This is a genomic window from Azospirillum sp. TSH100 (assembly GCF_004923295.1).
Lineage (GTDB): Bacteria > Pseudomonadota > Alphaproteobacteria > Azospirillales > Azospirillaceae > Azospirillum.
In genome coordinates, this window is record NZ_CP039634.1 from 1,237,316 (window position 1) to 1,254,092 (window position 16,777).

The 16,777-nt window shown below is 64.9% G+C and carries 16 protein-coding genes, 2 tRNA genes and 1 pseudogene; 12 read left to right on the plus strand and 7 right to left on the minus strand.

What is annotated here, in order from left to right; genetic code table 11:
• Positions 1–21 precede the first annotated feature (21 nt).
• From E6C72_RS05865 to mutT, 3 genes are all read left to right on the plus strand, one after another.
• On the plus strand, positions 22–975 hold the full coding sequence (locus E6C72_RS05865) for a peptidylprolyl isomerase (RefSeq protein ID WP_109442825.1): 954 nt from the start codon (positions 22–24) through the stop codon (positions 973–975).
• A gap of 110 nt (positions 976–1,085) precedes the next feature.
• The gene (argJ, locus tag E6C72_RS05870; protein WP_109442824.1) at positions 1,086–2,324 is read left to right on the plus strand and encodes a bifunctional glutamate N-acetyltransferase/amino-acid acetyltransferase ArgJ; all 1,239 of its coding nucleotides are present in this window, start codon (positions 1,086–1,088) and stop codon (positions 2,322–2,324) included.
• A gap of 6 nt (positions 2,325–2,330) precedes the next feature.
• A complete protein-coding gene (gene mutT / locus E6C72_RS05875) occupies positions 2,331–2,774 on the plus strand; it encodes an 8-oxo-dGTP diphosphatase MutT (RefSeq protein ID WP_109442823.1) in 444 nt (147 codons plus the stop codon).
• 97 nt (positions 2,775–2,871) lie between these two features.
• Here the strand turns inward: mutT and E6C72_RS05880 are convergent, their stop codons facing one another.
• Entirely contained in the window at positions 2,872–3,147 is a 276-nt protein-coding gene (locus E6C72_RS05880) for a hypothetical protein (protein ID WP_136700681.1), read from the minus strand.
• 38 nt (positions 3,148–3,185) lie between these two features.
• On the opposite strand from E6C72_RS05880, the gene recQ reads away from it, so the two are divergent.
• Both recQ and E6C72_RS05890 read left to right on the plus strand, forming a co-directional pair.
• Positions 3,186–5,114, plus strand: a complete 1,929-nt coding sequence (recQ, locus tag E6C72_RS05885) for a DNA helicase RecQ (protein WP_109442822.1) — start codon at positions 3,186–3,188, stop codon at positions 5,112–5,114.
• Positions 5,115–5,217: 103 nt separating this feature from the next.
• A tRNA-Thr gene (locus tag E6C72_RS05890) sits at positions 5,218–5,292 on the plus strand.
• Between the two features lie 173 nt (positions 5,293–5,465).
• On the opposite strand, the gene map is transcribed toward E6C72_RS05890, so the two are convergent.
• Together map and sfsA are read right to left on the minus strand one after the other, a co-directional pair.
• A complete protein-coding gene (gene map / locus E6C72_RS05895; RefSeq protein ID WP_109442821.1) occupies positions 5,466–6,275 on the minus strand; it encodes a type I methionyl aminopeptidase in 810 nt (269 codons plus the stop codon).
• Between the two features lie 56 nt (positions 6,276–6,331).
• Positions 6,332–7,084 carry a DNA/RNA nuclease SfsA gene (gene sfsA, locus E6C72_RS05900; RefSeq protein WP_109442841.1) on the minus strand — a complete coding sequence of 251 codons (753 nt, stop codon included), beginning with the start codon at positions 7,082–7,084 and terminating at the stop codon, positions 6,332–6,334.
• 66 nt (positions 7,085–7,150) lie between these two features.
• Between sfsA and E6C72_RS05905 the strand changes: the two genes are divergently transcribed.
• Both E6C72_RS05905 and E6C72_RS05910 read left to right on the plus strand, forming a co-directional pair.
• On the plus strand, positions 7,151–7,936 hold the full coding sequence (locus E6C72_RS05905; RefSeq protein WP_109442820.1) for a molybdopterin-binding protein: 786 nt from the start codon (positions 7,151–7,153) through the stop codon (positions 7,934–7,936).
• Between the two features lie 118 nt (positions 7,937–8,054).
• Positions 8,055–8,300, plus strand: a complete 246-nt coding sequence (locus tag E6C72_RS05910; protein WP_109442819.1) for a hypothetical protein — start codon at positions 8,055–8,057, stop codon at positions 8,298–8,300.
• A gap of 39 nt (positions 8,301–8,339) precedes the next feature.
• On the opposite strand, the gene E6C72_RS31690 is transcribed toward E6C72_RS05910, so the two are convergent.
• The gene (locus E6C72_RS31690; RefSeq protein WP_169055129.1) at positions 8,340–8,513 is read right to left on the minus strand and encodes a hypothetical protein; all 174 of its coding nucleotides are present in this window, start codon (positions 8,511–8,513) and stop codon (positions 8,340–8,342) included.
• Between the two features lie 254 nt (positions 8,514–8,767).
• Between E6C72_RS31690 and E6C72_RS05915 the strand changes: the two genes are divergently transcribed.
• The 5 genes and pseudogenes from E6C72_RS05915 (at position 8,768) to E6C72_RS05935 (ending at position 15,523) form a co-directional block, all read left to right on the plus strand.
• A tRNA-Leu gene (locus tag E6C72_RS05915) sits at positions 8,768–8,852 on the plus strand.
• 1,502 nt (positions 8,853–10,354) lie between these two features.
• Positions 10,355–10,744, plus strand: a pseudogene (locus E6C72_RS05920) (transposase); the annotation flags it as partial.
• Between the two features lie 380 nt (positions 10,745–11,124).
• Positions 11,125–11,613 (plus strand): response regulator, encoded by a 489-nt coding sequence (locus E6C72_RS05925; protein WP_247875917.1) that lies wholly within the window; start codon positions 11,125–11,127, stop codon positions 11,611–11,613.
• Positions 11,614–11,724: 111 nt separating this feature from the next.
• Entirely contained in the window at positions 11,725–13,032 is a 1,308-nt protein-coding gene (locus tag E6C72_RS05930) for a hypothetical protein (RefSeq protein WP_136700683.1), read from the plus strand.
• 76 nt (positions 13,033–13,108) lie between these two features.
• On the plus strand, positions 13,109–15,523 hold the full coding sequence (locus E6C72_RS05935) for an FIST N-terminal domain-containing protein (protein ID WP_109442817.1): 2,415 nt from the start codon (positions 13,109–13,111) through the stop codon (positions 15,521–15,523).
• A gap of 200 nt (positions 15,524–15,723) precedes the next feature.
• Here the strand turns inward: E6C72_RS05935 and E6C72_RS05940 are convergent, their stop codons facing one another.
• The 3 genes from E6C72_RS05940 to E6C72_RS05950 form a co-directional block, all read right to left on the minus strand.
• Positions 15,724–15,906, minus strand: coding sequence for a hypothetical protein (locus tag E6C72_RS05940; protein WP_109442816.1), 183 nt, complete (start codon positions 15,904–15,906; stop codon positions 15,724–15,726).
• Entirely contained in the window at positions 15,906–16,133 is a 228-nt protein-coding gene (locus E6C72_RS05945; protein WP_109442815.1) for a hypothetical protein, read from the minus strand. Before E6C72_RS05945 ends, E6C72_RS05940 begins: the two co-directional genes overlap by 1 nt.
• A 142-nt stretch (positions 16,134–16,275) precedes the next feature.
• On the minus strand, positions 16,276–16,659 hold the full coding sequence (locus E6C72_RS05950) for a rhodanese-like domain-containing protein (RefSeq protein ID WP_109442814.1): 384 nt from the start codon (positions 16,657–16,659) through the stop codon (positions 16,276–16,278).
• Positions 16,660–16,777: the final 118 nt, after the last annotated feature.

Sequence of the window (16,777 nt, forward strand, 5' to 3'; positions counted from 1 at the left end):
CCGGAAGGAAACAGACACGCCATGGTTCAACGAGTGTTCCGCACCGCGCTCCTGTCGGTTGCCGCCTGTGGCATCGCGCTGGCCGCCCATGCCCAGACGACGGCTCCCGCTACCCCGGCGCCGGCCGCTCCGGCTCCGGCTGCCGCCGCTGCTCCGGCCCCGGCCGCCCCGGCCGATCCGGTCGTCGCCCGCGTCAACGGCGAGGAGCTGCACAAGTCGGACGTCACCCGCATGGTCTCGCAGCTGCCGCCCCAGGTGCAGCAGATGCCGATCGAGATGATCTATCCGGCTGTGATCGACCAGCTGGTCAGCGGCAAGCTGGTCTCCTCGGCCGGCTACAAGGCCGGTCTGGCCGATTCGGCCGAGGTGAAGGACGAGATCAAGCGCGCCGAGGAGCGCGCGGTCCAGCGCGCCTTCATCCAGAAGGAGATCAAGGCCCGCGTCACGCCCGAGGCGCTGAACAAGGCCTATCAGGATTACCTGAAGGAGAACCCGGCGCAGGAGGAGGTCAAGGCCGCCCACATCCTGGTCGAGAAGGAGGACGAGGCCAAGGCCATCATCGCCCAGCTGAAGAAGGGCGGCGATTTCGCCAAGCTGGCCAAGGAGAAGTCCAAGGACGCCGCCGCCGCGGCCCAGGGCGGCGACCTCGGCTACTTCACCAAGGACGCGATGGTCGAGCCCTTCGCCAACGCCGCCTTCGCCATGAAGCCGGGCGAGATCAGCAAGGAGCCGGTCAAGACCCAGTTCGGCTACCACATCATCAAGGTCGAGGACCGGCGCACCCAGCCGCAGCCGACGCTTGACGAGGTGAAGCCGCAGCTGGAGCAGACGCTGTCGAAGGACATCGTCACCGCGCTGGTCGAGGAGCTGCGCGGCAAGGCGAAGATCGAGACCTTCCAGCTCGACGGCTCGCCGATGCCGAAGGAAGAGCCGGCCGCCGCTCCGGCCACCCCGGCTGAGCCGGCGAAGAAGTAAGACGGCGGCGGACGGCCGCCCCTTCCCTGCAAGACGGGGAGGGGGCGGCCGTCCGCATCTTCTCTCCACCCTTACGCCACCACCACTCCCCCACCACGGGAATTCCCTCCATGGCCACGACCCTCTCCCCCTTGGCTCCCGCCAGCTTCCCGACGTTGCCGCCCATCGCGGGCGTGCGCATCGCCACGGCGAACAGCGGCATCCGATACAAGGGCCGCGACGATCTGCTGCTGGCCGTGCTGGATCCCGGCACCAGCGTGGCGGGCGTGCTGACCCGGTCGCTGACCTGCTCGGCCCCGGTGATCTGGTGCCGCGACAGCCTGCCCAAGGGCTCGGCCCGCGCCGTGGTGGTGAATGCCGGCAATGCCAACGCCTTCACCGGCAAGGCGGGCGACGCCACCGTGCAGGCGACCGTCAGCGCCGCCGCCGAGCTGGCCGGCTGCGCTCCGGACGAGGTCTATATCGCGTCGACCGGCGTGATCGGCATCCCGCTGGCCGCCGACGCCATCGGCAAGTGCCTGGCACCGATGGCGCCGAGCCTCGCCGCCGATTCCGCCGCGTGGGAGAAGGCCGCCCGCGCCATCATGACCACCGACACCTTCCCGAAGGGGGCGGTGCGCACCGCCAGGATCGGCGGGACGACGGTGACCATCGCCGGCTTCGCCAAGGGTTCCGGCATGATCGCGCCGGACATGGCGACGATGCTGGGCTTCGTCTTCACCGACGCCGCCATCGCCGCCACCGCCTTGCAGGACATGCTGTCGGAATTCACCGAGCGCACCTTCAACGCCATCACGGTGGACGGCGACACCTCGACCAGCGACACGCTGCTGCTGTTCGCCACCGGCAAGGCCGGCAACGCCCCGGTGTCGAGCGCCGATGCCGCCGAACTGGCGGAGTTCCGCGCCGCGCTGGAGGATCTGCTGCTCGATCTGGCGCTGCAGGTGGTGCGTGACGGCGAGGGGGCGACCAAGTTCATCGCCATCACCGTGCGCGGTGCCGACAGCGACGCCGCCGCCAAGCGGATCGGCATGACGGTGGCGAACTCGCCGCTGGTCAAGACCGCGGTGGCCGGCGAGGACGCCAACTGGGGCCGCATCGTCGCCGCCATCGGCCGCGCCGGCGAGCGCGCCGACCGCGACCTCATCAAGATCACCGTCGGCGGCACCCTGATCTGCGCCGACGGGATGGAAGTCCCCGGTTACGACGAGGCGCCGGTCACTGCCCACATGAAGGGCAAGGAGGTCGACATCGACATCGACCTCGGCCTGGGCAAGGGGACGGCGAAGGTGTGGACCTGCGACCTGACGCACGGCTATATCGACATCAACGGCAGCTACCGGAGCTGATCGGCCGTGAGCGCCTGTTTCGATCCCAGTTCCACCCCCGCGCCCGGCTCGCTGCCGGTGCTGCTGGTCGTCGCGGTGGCGCTCGTCGATGCCGACGGGCGCGTGCTGCTCGCCCAGCGCCCGGCCGGCAAGTCGCTGGCGGGATTGTGGGAATTCCCCGGTGGCAAGGTCGATGCCGGGGAAACGCCCGAGGCCGCGCTGGTGCGGGAGCTGAAGGAGGAGCTGGGCATCGACACGGCGGCCAGCTGCCTCGCCCCCTTCACCTTCGCGTCGCACAGCTATGAGCGCTTCCATCTGCTGATGCCGCTCTATGTCTGCCGGGTGTGGGAGGGCGAGGTGATGGCGCGGGAGGGGCAGAAACTCGCCTGGGTCTACCCGAACCGGATGGGCGACTACCCGATGCCGCCGGCCGACGTGCCGCTGGTGGCGATGCTGCGGGATCTGCTGTAGGTGTAGATACCGCGCGTTGAGAATCGAGCCGCGCGGCTGTATATTTTTCGGAGGTGGCCGGCGGGTGTTCCCGCACCCGCCGGCACGCTTCCAGTGCTTAGCGCCGGATCAGGCGGATCTCGATCCGCCATCTCCGCCACTGGAGCACCAGGAAGAACGGCATTTTGCTCATGCCACCTTCCTCCTTCTGAAACGGCGGATGGACCACCCATCCGCCGTTTTCAGTTTGCACGCGGACGATGAGCAGGCGCTGCCTTTTCACGCCAATGTGTGGTGACGCCGGTGCGGGTCCGACCTTTGTTTCCAGGCGTGACCCTTTGCGGCTTTGCCCTGCGGGCGATCTGTGCGACATGATGGGGCGTTGAGACGACAAGCCGGATCTCCGGCACCACTTTCCTGAACCGCATCGGCGTGGATTCGTTGTTTTCCTACAGCAACCTGGGGGCGTCGGACGATGCCTCCGGTCAACGGCCGGCCACGGCGCTCGACGCGCTGCGGACGGTTTTCGGCTACGACTCCTTCCGTGGCCAGCAGGCCGACATCATCGACCATGTGGTGCGCGGCGGCGACGCGCTGGTGCTGATGCCGACCGGCGGCGGCAAGTCGCTGTGCTACCAGATCCCGGCGCTGGTGCGCGACGGTGTGACGGTGGTGGTCTCCCCGCTGATCGCCCTGATGCGCGATCAGGTGACGGCCTTGCGGGAGCTGGGCGTGCGCGCCGCCTTCCTCAACTCGTCCCTCGGCCCGGCCGAGGCGCGGGAGGTGGAGCGGGCGATGGTGCAGGGCGAGATCGAGCTTGTCTATGTGGCGCCCGAACGGCTGGTGACGCCCCGCTTCCTCGACCTGCTCGACCGCACCCGGCTGGCGCTGTTCGCGCTGGACGAGGCGCATTGCGTGTCGCAGTGGGGGCATGACTTCCGCCCGGAATATCTCCAGCTGTCGATCCTGCACGAGCGCCACCCGATGGTGCCGCGCATCGCGCTGACCGCCACCGCCGACGTGCAGACCCGCGCCGAGATCAAGGACAAGCTGGGGCTGTCCGAGGCCCGCGTCTTCCTGTCCAGCTTCGACCGGCCCAACATCACCTACCGCGTGGTGCCGAAGAAGAGCGAGCGCCAGCAGATGCTGGCCTTCCTGCGCGAGAACCATCCGGAAGACGCCGGCATCGTCTATTGCATGTCGCGCAACAAGGTGGAGGAGGTCGCGGCCTGGCTGAACCAACAGGGCCGCGAGGCTCTGCCCTACCATGCCGGGCTGCCCGCCGAGACGCGCGAGGCCAACCAGGACCGCTTCATCAAGAGCGAAGGTCTGGTGATGGTCGCCACTGTCGCCTTCGGCATGGGCATCGACAAGCCGAACGTCCGCTTCGTCTGCCATCTCGACCCGCCCAAGAGCCTGGAAGCCTATTATCAGGAGACCGGCCGCGCCGGCCGCGACGGCCTGCCCGCCAACGCCTGGATGGCCTACGGCATGGCCGACGTGGTGATGCTGCGCCAGATGCTGGAGCAGTCGGAGGCCGGCGACAGCCACCGCCGGGTGGAGCGCGGCAAGCTGGAGGCCTTGCTGGGCTTCTGCGAGACGCCGGACTGCCGCCGCCAGGTGCTGCTGAACTATTTCAACGAGACTCTGCCGGAGCCCTGCGGCAACTGCGACACCTGCCTCGACCCGGTCGAGACCTGGGACGGCACCGTCGCCGCGCAGAAGGCGCTGTCGGCGGTCTACCGCACCGGCCAGCGCTATGGCGCCGGCCACCTGATCGACGTGCTGGTCGGCAACGCCACCGAGAAGGTGGTGCAGCAGAACCATGACCAGTTGAAGACCTTCGGCGTCGGCAAGGATCTGACCAAGGTCGAATGGCAGTCGGTCTACCGCCAGCTGGTGGCGACCGGCCTCTTGACCGTCGATCTGGAAGGCTATGGCGGCTTCCGCCTGACCGATGCCGGCGTTGCCGTCATCAAGGGGCAGCGGGTGGTGAAGCTGCGCAAGGACCCGGTGCTGGAACGCCGTCGTGGCGTCCACGACGCCCTGCGCCGCCACACGGCGCGTGGCGGATCGGTCGGCGGTGGTCTGAGTGGAGAGGGCGTATCGCGCTCCGGTGCCCGCGGGGCGCTGTCTGCGGCGGACGACGCGCTGTGGCATGCGCTGAAGGACTGCCGGACGGCGCTGGCGAAGGCGCAGAGCGTGCCGCCCTATGTGATCTTCCACGACAGCACCTTGCTGGAGATGGTGGCCCAGCGCCCCCGCGACCACGCCAGCTTCGCCCATCTGCCGGGAGTCGGTGGCCGCAAGTTGGAACGCTACGCCGACGCCTTCCTGGAGGTGATCCGGCAACACGGATGAGGTGTTCGGGTGCATGGCTGGGATGAGAGCGGGCGGCCGATTTTTCCGAAATTCACCGCTTGCATCCCAGCAAGCACCTCGCTATGTTCCGCGCCACAACGACGCCGCAGTAGCTCAGGGGTAGAGCAACTGATTCGTAATCAGTAGGTCCGGGGTTCAAATCCCTGTTGCGGCACCAGTTTCTTCAAGGGCTCGGCAAGCAATTGCCGGGCCCTTGATCGTTTTGGGGCTGTTGCGCTGCTGTCCTGTGCGGCGCTGGTCAATCGAGTGCTTGGCGGTTGCCGAAAACAACTCGGGCGCCGCATCTTTCCGACACGGCGCCCGCCACTCACCCCTCGATACCCGCCCGCCTCACTCCACCGCGTAGGGCGGCTTGGTGAAGCCCGCCGGCGACAGGGTGAAGATCTCCGCCCCGTCGGCGGTGACGCCGATGGAATGCTCGAACTGGGCGGACAGCGACTTGTCCTTGGTCACCGCGGTCCAGCCGTCGCCCAGGATCTTCACGTCGGGGCGGCCGGTGTTGATCATCGGTTCGATGGTGAAGATCATGCCCTCCCGCAGGACCAGACCCTCGCCCGGCTTGCCATAATGCAGGACCGACGGCGGCTCGTGGAAGACGCGGCCGACGCCGTGGCCGCAGAAGTCGCGGACCACCGAAAAGCGGTGGGATTCGGCGAAGGTCTGGATGGCATGGCCGATGTCGCCCAGCGTGGCGCCCGGCTTCACCGCGGCGATGCCGATCATCAGCGCGTCATAGGTGACATCGACCAGCTTGCGCGCCTTCACGCCGACGTCGCCGCACAGATACATGCGGCTGCTGTCGCCGTACCAGCCGTTGACGATCGGCGTGACGTCGATGTTCAGGATGTCGCCGTCGGCCAGCCGCTTGTCGCCGGGGATGCCGTGGCAGACGACATGGTTGACCGAGATGCAGTTGGCGCGCGGGAAACCGCGATAGCCCAGCGGGGCGGGGATGCCGCCATGGTCGCGGATGAACTGCTCCAGCAGGCGGTCGAGCTCGCCGGTGGTGACGCCCGGCTGCACATAGGGGACGATGTAGTCCAGTGCCAGCGCGGCCAGATGGCCGGCCTTGCGCATGCCTTCGAATCCCTCCGGACCATGAAGGCGGACGCGGTTGGAGTCGACGTGATCCTGTTCCAAGACGAAAGCCCCTATGCCAGGTAACCAGATGCCGGATGACGAAGCCCGCCGCAGCGTTAAAGCCGGATCGGCAGCGGCCGGTCCAATTCAATCGATTCGGGTGTGATCGCGCAAGACCAACACAGTGCCTCCACCCCCGAATCCAGCGCGCGGCGCAGGCCGTCATGATAGGCCGGGTCGAGGTCGGCCGCCGTGCGGAAATGGGAACAGTCGCCGCGCTGGACAAGGTAGAGCATGACCGCGCGGCAGCCCTGGGCCACCATCGCCGCCATCTCCTCCAGATGCTTGGCGCCGCGGGCGGTGACGCAGTCCGGGAACTCGGCGGCGTCGGCGTGCGGGCCGTCGGGGCGGCGCAGATGGACGTTCTTGACCTCGACATAGGTGGCAGGCCTCATAGAGAGGCGATTGGCGCCGGGCCGGGCCGGGTCGTCCTCCAGCAGCACGTCGATGCGGCTGTTGCGTCCGTACCTCACCTCGCGCCGCAGCCGGTCGTAGCCGGCCAGCTCGGGGATGGTGCCGGCGGAGATAGCGGCGGCGACCAGCGCGTTGGGATGGCCGGTGTTGACGCCGACCAGACCTTCGCCCCACGGGGCGGCGGCCTCCACCAGTTCCAGCGTGTAGGCGAGCTTGCGTTTCGGATTGTCGGAGCGCGACAACCAGACGGCCGAGCCGGGGATGTCCAGTCCGATCATGCTCCCGGAATTGGGGACATGCGCCGTCACCTCCGCCCCGTCCAGCAGGACATCGGCGAGAAACCGCTTGTAGCGGCGGATCAGGCGACCTTGAAGAAGGGGGGTGGGAAAGCGCATCTTGCGGGCGACGCTACCCTTGGCCTTCCCGCTCGACAAGAGCGTTCCGATGGAGACCCCCGCCAGATGACGTCCGAGACCATAGAAAGCCGGACCGCCACAAATCCGACCGCCGCCGTGCTGGTGATCGGCAATGAGATCCTGTCGGGCCGGACCAAGGATGCCAACCTGGGCCACATCGCCGAGAAGCTGACGGAGATCGGCGTGCGGCTGCGCGAGGCCCGCGTGGTGCCGGACGTCGAGGAGGAGATCGTCACCGCCGTCAACGCCCTGCGCGCCCGCTACAGCTACGTCTTCACCACCGGCGGCATCGGGCCGACCCACGACGACATCACCGCCGCCTGCGTCGCCAAGGCCTTCGGTGTTGCGCTGGAGCGCAATGCGGAAGCGGTCGCCCGGCTGGAGCGCCATTATGCCGCCGGCCAGCTGAACGAGGCGCGGCTGCGCATGGCCAATGTCCCGGCCGGCGGCATCCTGATCGACAACCCGATCAGCCAGGCGCCGGGCTTCCAGATCGGCAACGTCTTCGTGATGGCCGGCGTCCCCAACATCATGCGGGCGATGCTCGACGGCGTCCTGCCGCGTCTGGCCGGTGGTCCGGCGCTGCATGCCCGCACCGTGGCCTGCGAACTGGCGGAGGGGATGATCGCCGAGGAGCTTTCGGCCCTTCAGGACCGCCATCCGGCGTTGGAGATCGGCAGCTATCCTTACTTCCGCAGCGGAGCCTTCGGCGTCAGCCTGGTTCTGCGCGGCACCGACGAAGCGGAAGTGAGCGCCGCGGCCGACGAGCTGGCGGGGATCGTCCGCCGCCTGGGAGGCACGCCGACCGTCACGGTTGGTACGAAAGGGTAATGACGGCTGTGACCGTGGCCCAAAAGGAGTCTATCTCGGCGGATCGATTGTCGCGGACCGATTCGGTTCTACGTTAATGTCCTGTCATCCGCATCAGGTCTGCCGCGGGAGCCCCGCCATGAAGAGCTTCGAGAAAGCAGCATTGCTGTTTCTTATCCGCCATCTGTTCGCCGGCATCGTCGGCGCCGTGGTGCTGGCGACCGGGCTGCTGTGGTTCGACGTCGCCAAGCTGGCGACGCTGATCGGCAACAGCGAATATGGCATCACCGCCACCGTGATGCTGTATGCCGGCCTGATGCTGACCTTCGGCAGCGTGTCGATGGGGATCGGCATCATGACGATGAACGAGGACACGCGTCCCTAACCGATCGCCCTGATCGGTTGTCCCGGTCGGTCGCCGCAGTCAGTTGCCGAACGGCCCGAAACGGTCATAGACCCAGACGAGGGCGACGATCAGCGCCAGCCACAGCGCGGCATTGCGCAGTACGACCCCGCGGTTTCGGCGCAGTGCCGCCGGCACCACCAGGACCGCGATCATCAGCAGCGCCGCCAGCGACATCCAATCCGTCTCTCTCACGCTGCCTCCGTCACGTCTCCGCCTCTGTCGGGGCCAGTTCCACAGTTGCGCATCCTTCGATATGGGAATGCCTGCGGTTTTGCGAAGGCCCCTTGACCCACGCCCCCGCGATTGTCTAAGTCATAACCACGGAACGGTGCGTTGCATATTTGTGTATGCAATTTCTGCGCGCAGCGTGGGACCGTTCATGGACATGGACTTTGCCATCGTCGATCCGGTCGTCCGGACCGGATGACACCGGCAGGGTCCGGGGCGCGGGCGTGGCGAAATTGGTAGACGCAAGGGACTTAAAATCCCTCACCCTTAGGTATGCGGGTTCGAGTCCCGCCGCCCGCACCACTTTGAAAATGCTGGAGAAATTCCGGCGTGGCTGCCGATAGGCATTCAGCGGCAAAGCCTTCAGCAATCACGGGGATCAGTTTCGCGCCACCATGGTTGATCCGCTGTAGATCGCGGATATAGCGAATTTTGGCGAGCAGACTTCAACCCTGCCGTCGTGGTTGCCAACCTCAACATCAGTCCTGCCGTATGGAGAGCGGAAGGGCGGTGGATATAGGCGGCGCGACCAATACGGTAAGGCAGCTATGGTAAGACAGCCGCGGAAGAGACACCGTCTGAAAGCCTCAGCACCCGATTATCCGGAGCTGGGGGCTTTTTGTGATCCGGCCCTTTGCCGGAGGACAGCATGCATTCCGCATCCTCCACCGACCGTATCTTTCCGCCCTCCGGAGAGTCAGCCCCAGGCGCTCTGCATTCACCATGTGCCGATCTCGCGGCACCGGTTCGAATCCATGCGTACCGAAGCCTGCTCCATCCATAGCAACAGGATTTCGAGATCCGGGACCTCGACCGTGAAACAAGGGTGTGTCCGGAGGGCGTTTATGGTCTGCTGGCTTCGTTATTCTTCTTCGCTCGATCCTTCTTCGCTTGATCGTGATGCCACTTGATGGCGAAGAACATCCCGGTGCCTAAAACGATAATCTTGAACGGAAAGAAGACCATGGGGAACCAATCATACATTTTGAATATCTCCAAGCTGTGACGCTAGATGTCGTAAGGGAAACCTGGGCAGTCAGGTCGAACTCTGGTCTTTGTCAGCGGGCGGGGCCAGCAGCCGGAGCGTCATAGGAATGGTCCAGGCCACGGACCTCGCAGTGGGAGCGCGGCTTTAGCAGGCCGCTGAACAGATGACCCTGGCCGCAGCGTATGCAGCGACCATGCGGACCGGTGCCGAGAGGAGGAAGAGGCCTCCACTCTTGTTCGGATGACATCGCGCATTCCTTCACGAGGCAAAAGCAAGCAATGCCTACATTCAATGCGTGATCGTATGCCTCAATACCGCATACAATGTCAACATGAATGCATGCAATATGCCGGCGGAATTCATACAATCATGGAAAACATGGCAGGTGCCTCAGCCATGGCGCAGACATTCCAGCGAGTGTGGCGTCCGCCTGCGCATTCCTGCGCGGCGCGGGCAACCTTAAGCGCACAGGGGCGTGCTGGAGAGGGGAGGAGTCGGCCGGTGGGGGCGAGGTAGCGCGGCTTGCATGCAGGCGCCGGAACGAAACCTGATCGATATGGGTGAAGCCATGCCTTGCGGTGGGGTATAACTGCCATATGGATAATGACGATGGCATCGGACGAGATTCAGAACGGTTCTGGTATGGTAAACAAAGCATGTTCATTCAGACCGACCCGTATTGCCGTCATCGGCAGTTGCGTCACCCAGCAGTCATTGCACAGGTTGGGCGTTCGTCCTGGCCAGATCGTACTCCATGGGCTCAGAACCTCCTTTGCTGGATTGCTCCCGCCCACACCATCAGTTCAGGGAACATAGCCGTACGCCGGCGGCGCGGACGATTGCGCGCTTGCTCACCATCGGACGGGAGGTTCTGACCAAAGCGGAGACGGTGACGGTAGCGGCAATTGAAGGCGGAGTGCCGCTTCTGGTCGAGGCGCGTGAAATCGTTGCGGCGTTCCAGTCGATGATCCGGAAGAAAAGTGCCGAGGAACTTGAGCCCTGGCTGCAGCGGGCCAAGGCGAGCTTGGTGGCATCCTTCGCCAATGGAGTGGCCAAGGACCGGAATGCCGTCATCGCGGCAATCACTCTGCCGTGATCCAACGGCCAGACAGAGGGGCAGATCACCAAGCTCAAGCTGGTGAAGCGGCAAATGTATGGCCGCGGCAAACTCGACACCCTTCAGGCACGCGTCATCGGCCCCGGATGAGGTCCGCACCATCAAATCTGCGACAGAGCCCTTATTCCATGCCGATTCACAACAAATGTGCCGAGTGTGTGGAGGCTCTTGGAAAGAATCGATGTCCGACAGCGGACAGCGGGGAAATGCGACACCTGCTTCATCCAGGTCATGACGGCGCCGCGGGCAGAGCATCTCGTGCACTGCGCAGCAACTGGCCCGCGCGGGCTCCCCGGGGTTCCAGCCGACATTGGGGCGCGGCCGGCGAAAAAAGTCTCACGGCTCGGGGAGCCATGGGCGTCGACGACGTGGCCCGCTGGTCAAGGGGCCAGCCCCCAGGATCATAGCCAATGTGCTTGAGGTGAGGATCATCGGATAATCCACACACCATCGGCAGTGTCCCCGTTCGCATGTTAACGCTCTGGCAATGGCCTTCCGCGCATTCTTTTGTGGTGCAAGACAGCAAGCCCACGCGGATGGGGGGCATGATGCCGACGGTGCTCGTGATAGATGACGAGGACATGGTGCGCCTTGTTCTGCGCCAGTTTCTGGAGCGCCAATCGATGACCGTCATCGAGGCGGAGGATGGCGAAGAGGGCTTGCGTCAGTTGCGGACCAGTGCCGTCGATCTGGTCATCTGCGACCTGATCATGCCACGGGCGGACGGGATCGGCACGATCATGCACATCCGTCGCTCAATGCCGGCCATGAAGATCATCGCCATCTCCGGTGGCGGACGCAGTCATGCCATGGAATTGCTGAAGGTTGCCGAACAGATGGGCGCCGATCACGTCCTCAGCAAACCCTTTACCCGGGATCAACTGCTGGCCGTGGTCTCCCGTTGCCTGCCCGACCATCCCATCGTCCATCCCATCGTCCATCCCGCCCGTCCCAGGTGACGTCGACTCTGAAAAGGATCCGGTCATGCTCGGACTGTCGTTGGGGAAAAGCTCCGGAACTGGTTCGTCGAGGAGGAGCCCGCCGCATCCGCCCCTTCGCCGCGGAGCGGAGTGGTAAACGATGCCGATATCGAGCGGATGAAGACCTTGGAGCGTCGGCTGAAAGTGCTGCTGGCCCAGCCGCAACTGCTCTCTGCCGGCCGTATCCATATGCTGAACCTCGACACCTTGCGTGCAAGCCTCGGCCCAGCTTGGGATGAGTTGCGCGACCGCGTCCACAGCTCTGCGGATCGCATCATCAACCGTCACATTGCCGAGAAGGACGTCCAGTTCCGCAGCAGTGACGGCGAATACATCATCGTCTTTGCAACGTTGAGCCGGCCAGCCGCGTCACTCGTCTGCGCCAAGATCGCCGAGGAACTGTACCGGCTTTTCCTCGGTGATCCCAAACTCGCTGACATCACCGTTTCCACGGCCGTTGGCGTGGTCGATGGAAAGTTGATGTTTGAACATGCCTCCGTCGCGGACCTTCTTTCGGCGGTCGAGCTGACGGTTGAGGCGGATGGCTCCGTGAAACGAGCTGCGGTTCCGGCGGCGCCCTCGACAGCACCCCCGGCGGCGTCTGCCGCGGCCGGTGCGGAGGAGCCGCGCAGGCTGAAGCTTTCGCAGCTGGAAATGGCGCAGATCGGCACCATGTACCGCCCACTGTGGGACGTCGGCCGGCAGGTGATTTCCACCTACATGTGCACGCCGGTCCGCCGCTTTCCCGATGGAACCTCTGTCGAAGGAATGGCGGCGCTGTCGGCGATCGGCGAACCGCAGCAATTGGCCAAGGTCGACATCGAAACCCTCGCCGACACGGTTGAAATTCTGGACGAATTGTTCCGCAACAAGTTCCGGCTGATGGTGTCTGTGCCTGTCTGTTTCGAGACGCTGGCGGCACGCCGGACCCGCCAGGACTATCTCGCGATCTGCCACTCGGTGCCGGACTATCTGCGCCCCTTCCTGGTCTTTGAATTCCTGCGGTTCCCTGCCGGTGTGCCCAACGGCCGGATGAGTGAGCTGGTCAACGAGGTGCGGCCATTTTGCCGCTGGACATTCCTGCGCGTTGAATGCCGCCAGCAGAGTTTTGCGAGCCTGTCGGGAACCGGTTTGACCGGCCTCACCACCATGATCGCCTCCGACCGCGGCACCGAGGCCAGGATCATGGAGGATATGAACAGCTTCGTCGCGGCTGCGGAGCGGGCGAACCTGAAGACCTGCATCGTCGGCATCACATCGACCAGCCTCGCGGTCGCGGCGCGGGCGGCCGGGGCCACGCTGATCGCCGGCGACCGGATCGGCCGCGCCGGAGAAATCCCCCAGCACATGCTGCGCTTCGGCTGGCAGGACCTGTTCCTGCGAGAGGCCGTGCGCTGACCGACGGCGGGCCGCTCCGACGACCGGCCGGACCCTGATCATTTCGTGGTGAGCTCTCATTGCAAGAGGTTCCGCCATGCCAAGTGCCATCGGGCGTTCGAATGCGTTCGTAAGAATCCTTGCCGTCGATGCCATCGGCCTCGGCGACGTTCCGGGGCTGCTTGATTTCGGTGACGGCCCACCGGCTTTCGTCCTCGGCTTCGTGTCGCCGGAACTTCCCTTCGCGGAGATCGCAGAGGGCCTGCGATCGGCTATCGATCCGCAATGCAGGCTGGTGCTGGTGTCGACGGCGGGTGAGCTGTGTTCGGGAGTACCCGGAGGGCTCTACCATCCCGGCGAGCGACGGGACGGCATCGTCCTTCAGGCTTTCAGCCGCTCCCTGTTCGCCGATGTGAGCGTCCACAGCGTGCCCTTGCACAGCGAAGACATCCGGGAGGGACATATTCGCCTCTCCCATGAGCAGCGCATCGATGCGATCCGTCAGTCGCTGGAGACGGTGGACCCCGCATTCCCGCTTGATTGTCACGATACCGTGGCGCTGCTCTTCATCGACGGGTTGTCCGCCAGTGAGAGCTTCCTGATGGAGGCGATCTATGCGTCCGGCCGTTTCCCCGTGCTGTTCGTCGGCGGCTCCGCCGGCGGAACCCTGGATTTCCGGAACACATGGGTTCACGATGGCGACCGGGTGCTGGACAATCATGCGGTCATCGCCTTCGTGCGGATGGCTCCAGGCAAACGCTATGGGGTCTTCAAGTCACAGAATTTCCGCAAGGCGGGACCATCCTTCACGATTCTGGACTGCGACCCGATCCGGCGGACTGTGACGAGCGTCATCGATCCGGACAGCCTGGAGGTCACCGGCTTTATCGAGGCCCTGTCCCGGAGCCTCCGGTGCCATCCCGACGAGCTTGGGCGCCTGCTGGTCTCCCATACCTTTGCCGTCGAGCTCGACAGCGGGCTTTTCGTGCGCTCTGTGGCGGGAATCGACCATGCGAAGGGACGGGTCTCCTTCTTCTGCGACGTCAACGCCGGTGACGAGCTGTTCCTGCTCGAGGCCACCGATTTCATCGAGCAGACGAGGAACGATTTCGCAGCCTTTCTTCACGACAAGCCCGAACCTATCGGCGGTCTTCTCAATGATTGCGTCCTGCGGCGGATCAACAACGGTCCGCATCTGGCGGGAATGACCGTTTTCGACGATCTTCCCGTGGCCGGTTTTTCGACCTTCGGTGAAATTCTGGGGATTAACGTCAACCAGACGATTTCTGCGCTCTTTTTCTTCTCCGACGAAGGAGCGAGAGAGCTGCCGGTACGCGGCGGCTTCCGTGACGATTACATTGCCCGCTTTCCGATCCACTACGGGCATTTCCAGAACTATTTCCATAGCGCCCGCAACACCCGGCTGCGCATGCTGAACCGCCTGCGGCAGACCCTGCTCCACGATCTGGTCGGTCGCAGCGATGCCCCCGTCACGCTCTATGGACGCTTCAAGCAGATCGGCGCTTATACCGAGCAGATCGCCACGCAAGCCTCGGATCCGCTCAGCTCCGCGGTCGATGACCTGCTGGAGGCCGTGCGGCAGGTAACAGAGGAGCGGGAGGCCGTGGCCGAAGTGCTGAGTCTGCGGGAGGCGGAACTGCGCCTTGCCGAAGAGCGCCGCAGCGCGGCCGAAACCCGCATGGAACTGGAGGCCCAACTGCGGCAGGCCCAGAAGCTGGAGGCTCTAGGCTGTCTGGCGGGCGGTCTGGCGCATGAGATCAACAACATGCTGCAACCGATCATCGGCTTGACGGAATTGGTCATGGAGGATGTGCCGCCGGATTGCCAGACACAGAAAAACCTGGCCAAGGTTATCGACGCCGCACAGCGCGCCAAGCGCATCACCCAACAGGTGCTGGCCTTCAGCCATTCCGATGCGGCGGGGGCCGGCCCGCTGCAGTTGGGATCGGCACTGCGCAACATGGTCGAGATGATCAATGTGCTCATCCCCCCGAATGTCGAACTCGTCTGGCGGATTGCCGCACTGCCCCTCCTGGTCCGTGCTGACGAGACGCAGATGGCGCAAGTGCTGATAAACCTGATCAGGAACGCGACCGACGCCATTGGGCCATTGGAAGGAGTAATAGAGATCACGCTGGACGCGGTGCAGCTTGATGAGGAGACGGAAGGGGCCTGGCCGCATCCGGCCGGTCGTTATGCCGCGCTGACAGTCCGCGACAGCGGGTGCGGAATGGACGCAGCAACGTTGGCGCGCATTTTCGATCCATTCTTCACCACCAAGGCAGTGGGCCACGGCACAGGGCTGGGGTTGCCGGTGGTGCATGGCATCATTGCCGGCTGGGGGGGGAATATCTTCGCCGACAGCAGCATGGGGCGGGGAACCAGGATGCACATCCTGATTCCGACCATTTTTGCAGAGCCTGCCGATGCGTTATCCTCAACCGGAAATCAGTCCGAGTCTTCGCGCAGAAGGCGTGGCTCTCGTCATTGAGCCGGCATCGCCAAGATATCTGCGGGGTACGAAAGCGCCCTCACGCCTCCATGAACCCGGCCAGCCGGTTGAGCCAGCCGGTGGCGTTGAGCGGGTCGTCCTCAACCCGGCCATGCTTCCAGGCGTCTTCACGTCGACTGCGCTTCGAGGTAGCGCCTGCACAGCTCGCGCACCCTGTAGGCTTGGGCGCGCAGCGACCCTCACCGCACCTCCACGGTCCCGCAACTGCGCCGGCGCGCCAGCAGGCAATCCTCGGTCCTGGATTGCTGCATCAGGGCGCCCATCAGCCAATAGCCGAGGCCAAGGACGATCATGATGGCGACGGCCGCGCCCAAGTTGGCGGCCATGCGGGTGCGGTCGTCGTCCGGCATCTTGTCGGCCATCACTTCTTGCCCGGCTTCCGTTTGGTCCGGCCGCTGGCGGCTTCGCCCTCCTTGCGCTGAAGGAACAGGCGGCCGGCCTGCATCGCCGCGGCGCGGCTGATGTAGCTGCCGCAGTCGAACCGCTGGCCCTCGAACGTCACGGTGAGGGTGAAGCTCTGCGGACCGGCTTCGTCGACGACGATCGGTGCGGGAGCCGGAGAGGAGGCCGGGGAGGGAGCGGGCTTCATTCGACGGTCCGTGCATCTGTCAGAGACGGACAGACACATACGTCCGCGACGGCGCGCAGGCCAGCGGCTTCCACACTGGCCATTCCCATGCCCGCCGTTCCCGCACTGGCTGTTCCCGCACTGGCCGCTCCGACAGATCCGGTCAGCGTTCCACCGGACCGCCGGCATTGGCCCAGGCGGCGAAGCCGCCGCGCAGGCGATTGATCGTGCCGGTGTAGCCGGCGGCCATCATGCGCTCGGCAGCTGGGCCGCAACGCATGCCGCCCTGGCAATGAAAGACCAGATGCTTGCCGGGTTCGGTTGGAACGCGCGACGGGTCGAACCGCGACAGCGAATTCAGGATGGCTCCGGGGATATGGCCGGCGGCGTGTTCATGCGGTTCACGGACGTCGACGATCACCACCTCGCCGCCGGCCTGCCATTGGATGGCGGTTTGCGGGTCGACCTGCAGAATCCGGTCAGCACCGCCCTGCGTCTCGGGCTGGGCGGTCGGGAACAGGCGGCGCATCAGAGAACACAGGTACATCGGCATCGGTCCTTGCTGGCGGTGACGGGGCAAGCGGTGAACGGCACTTGATTTATAAATTAGTATATACTAATGTTAAGTCAATGGGGCGGTGACCGGTGCAGTCCGGCCGCCCGGC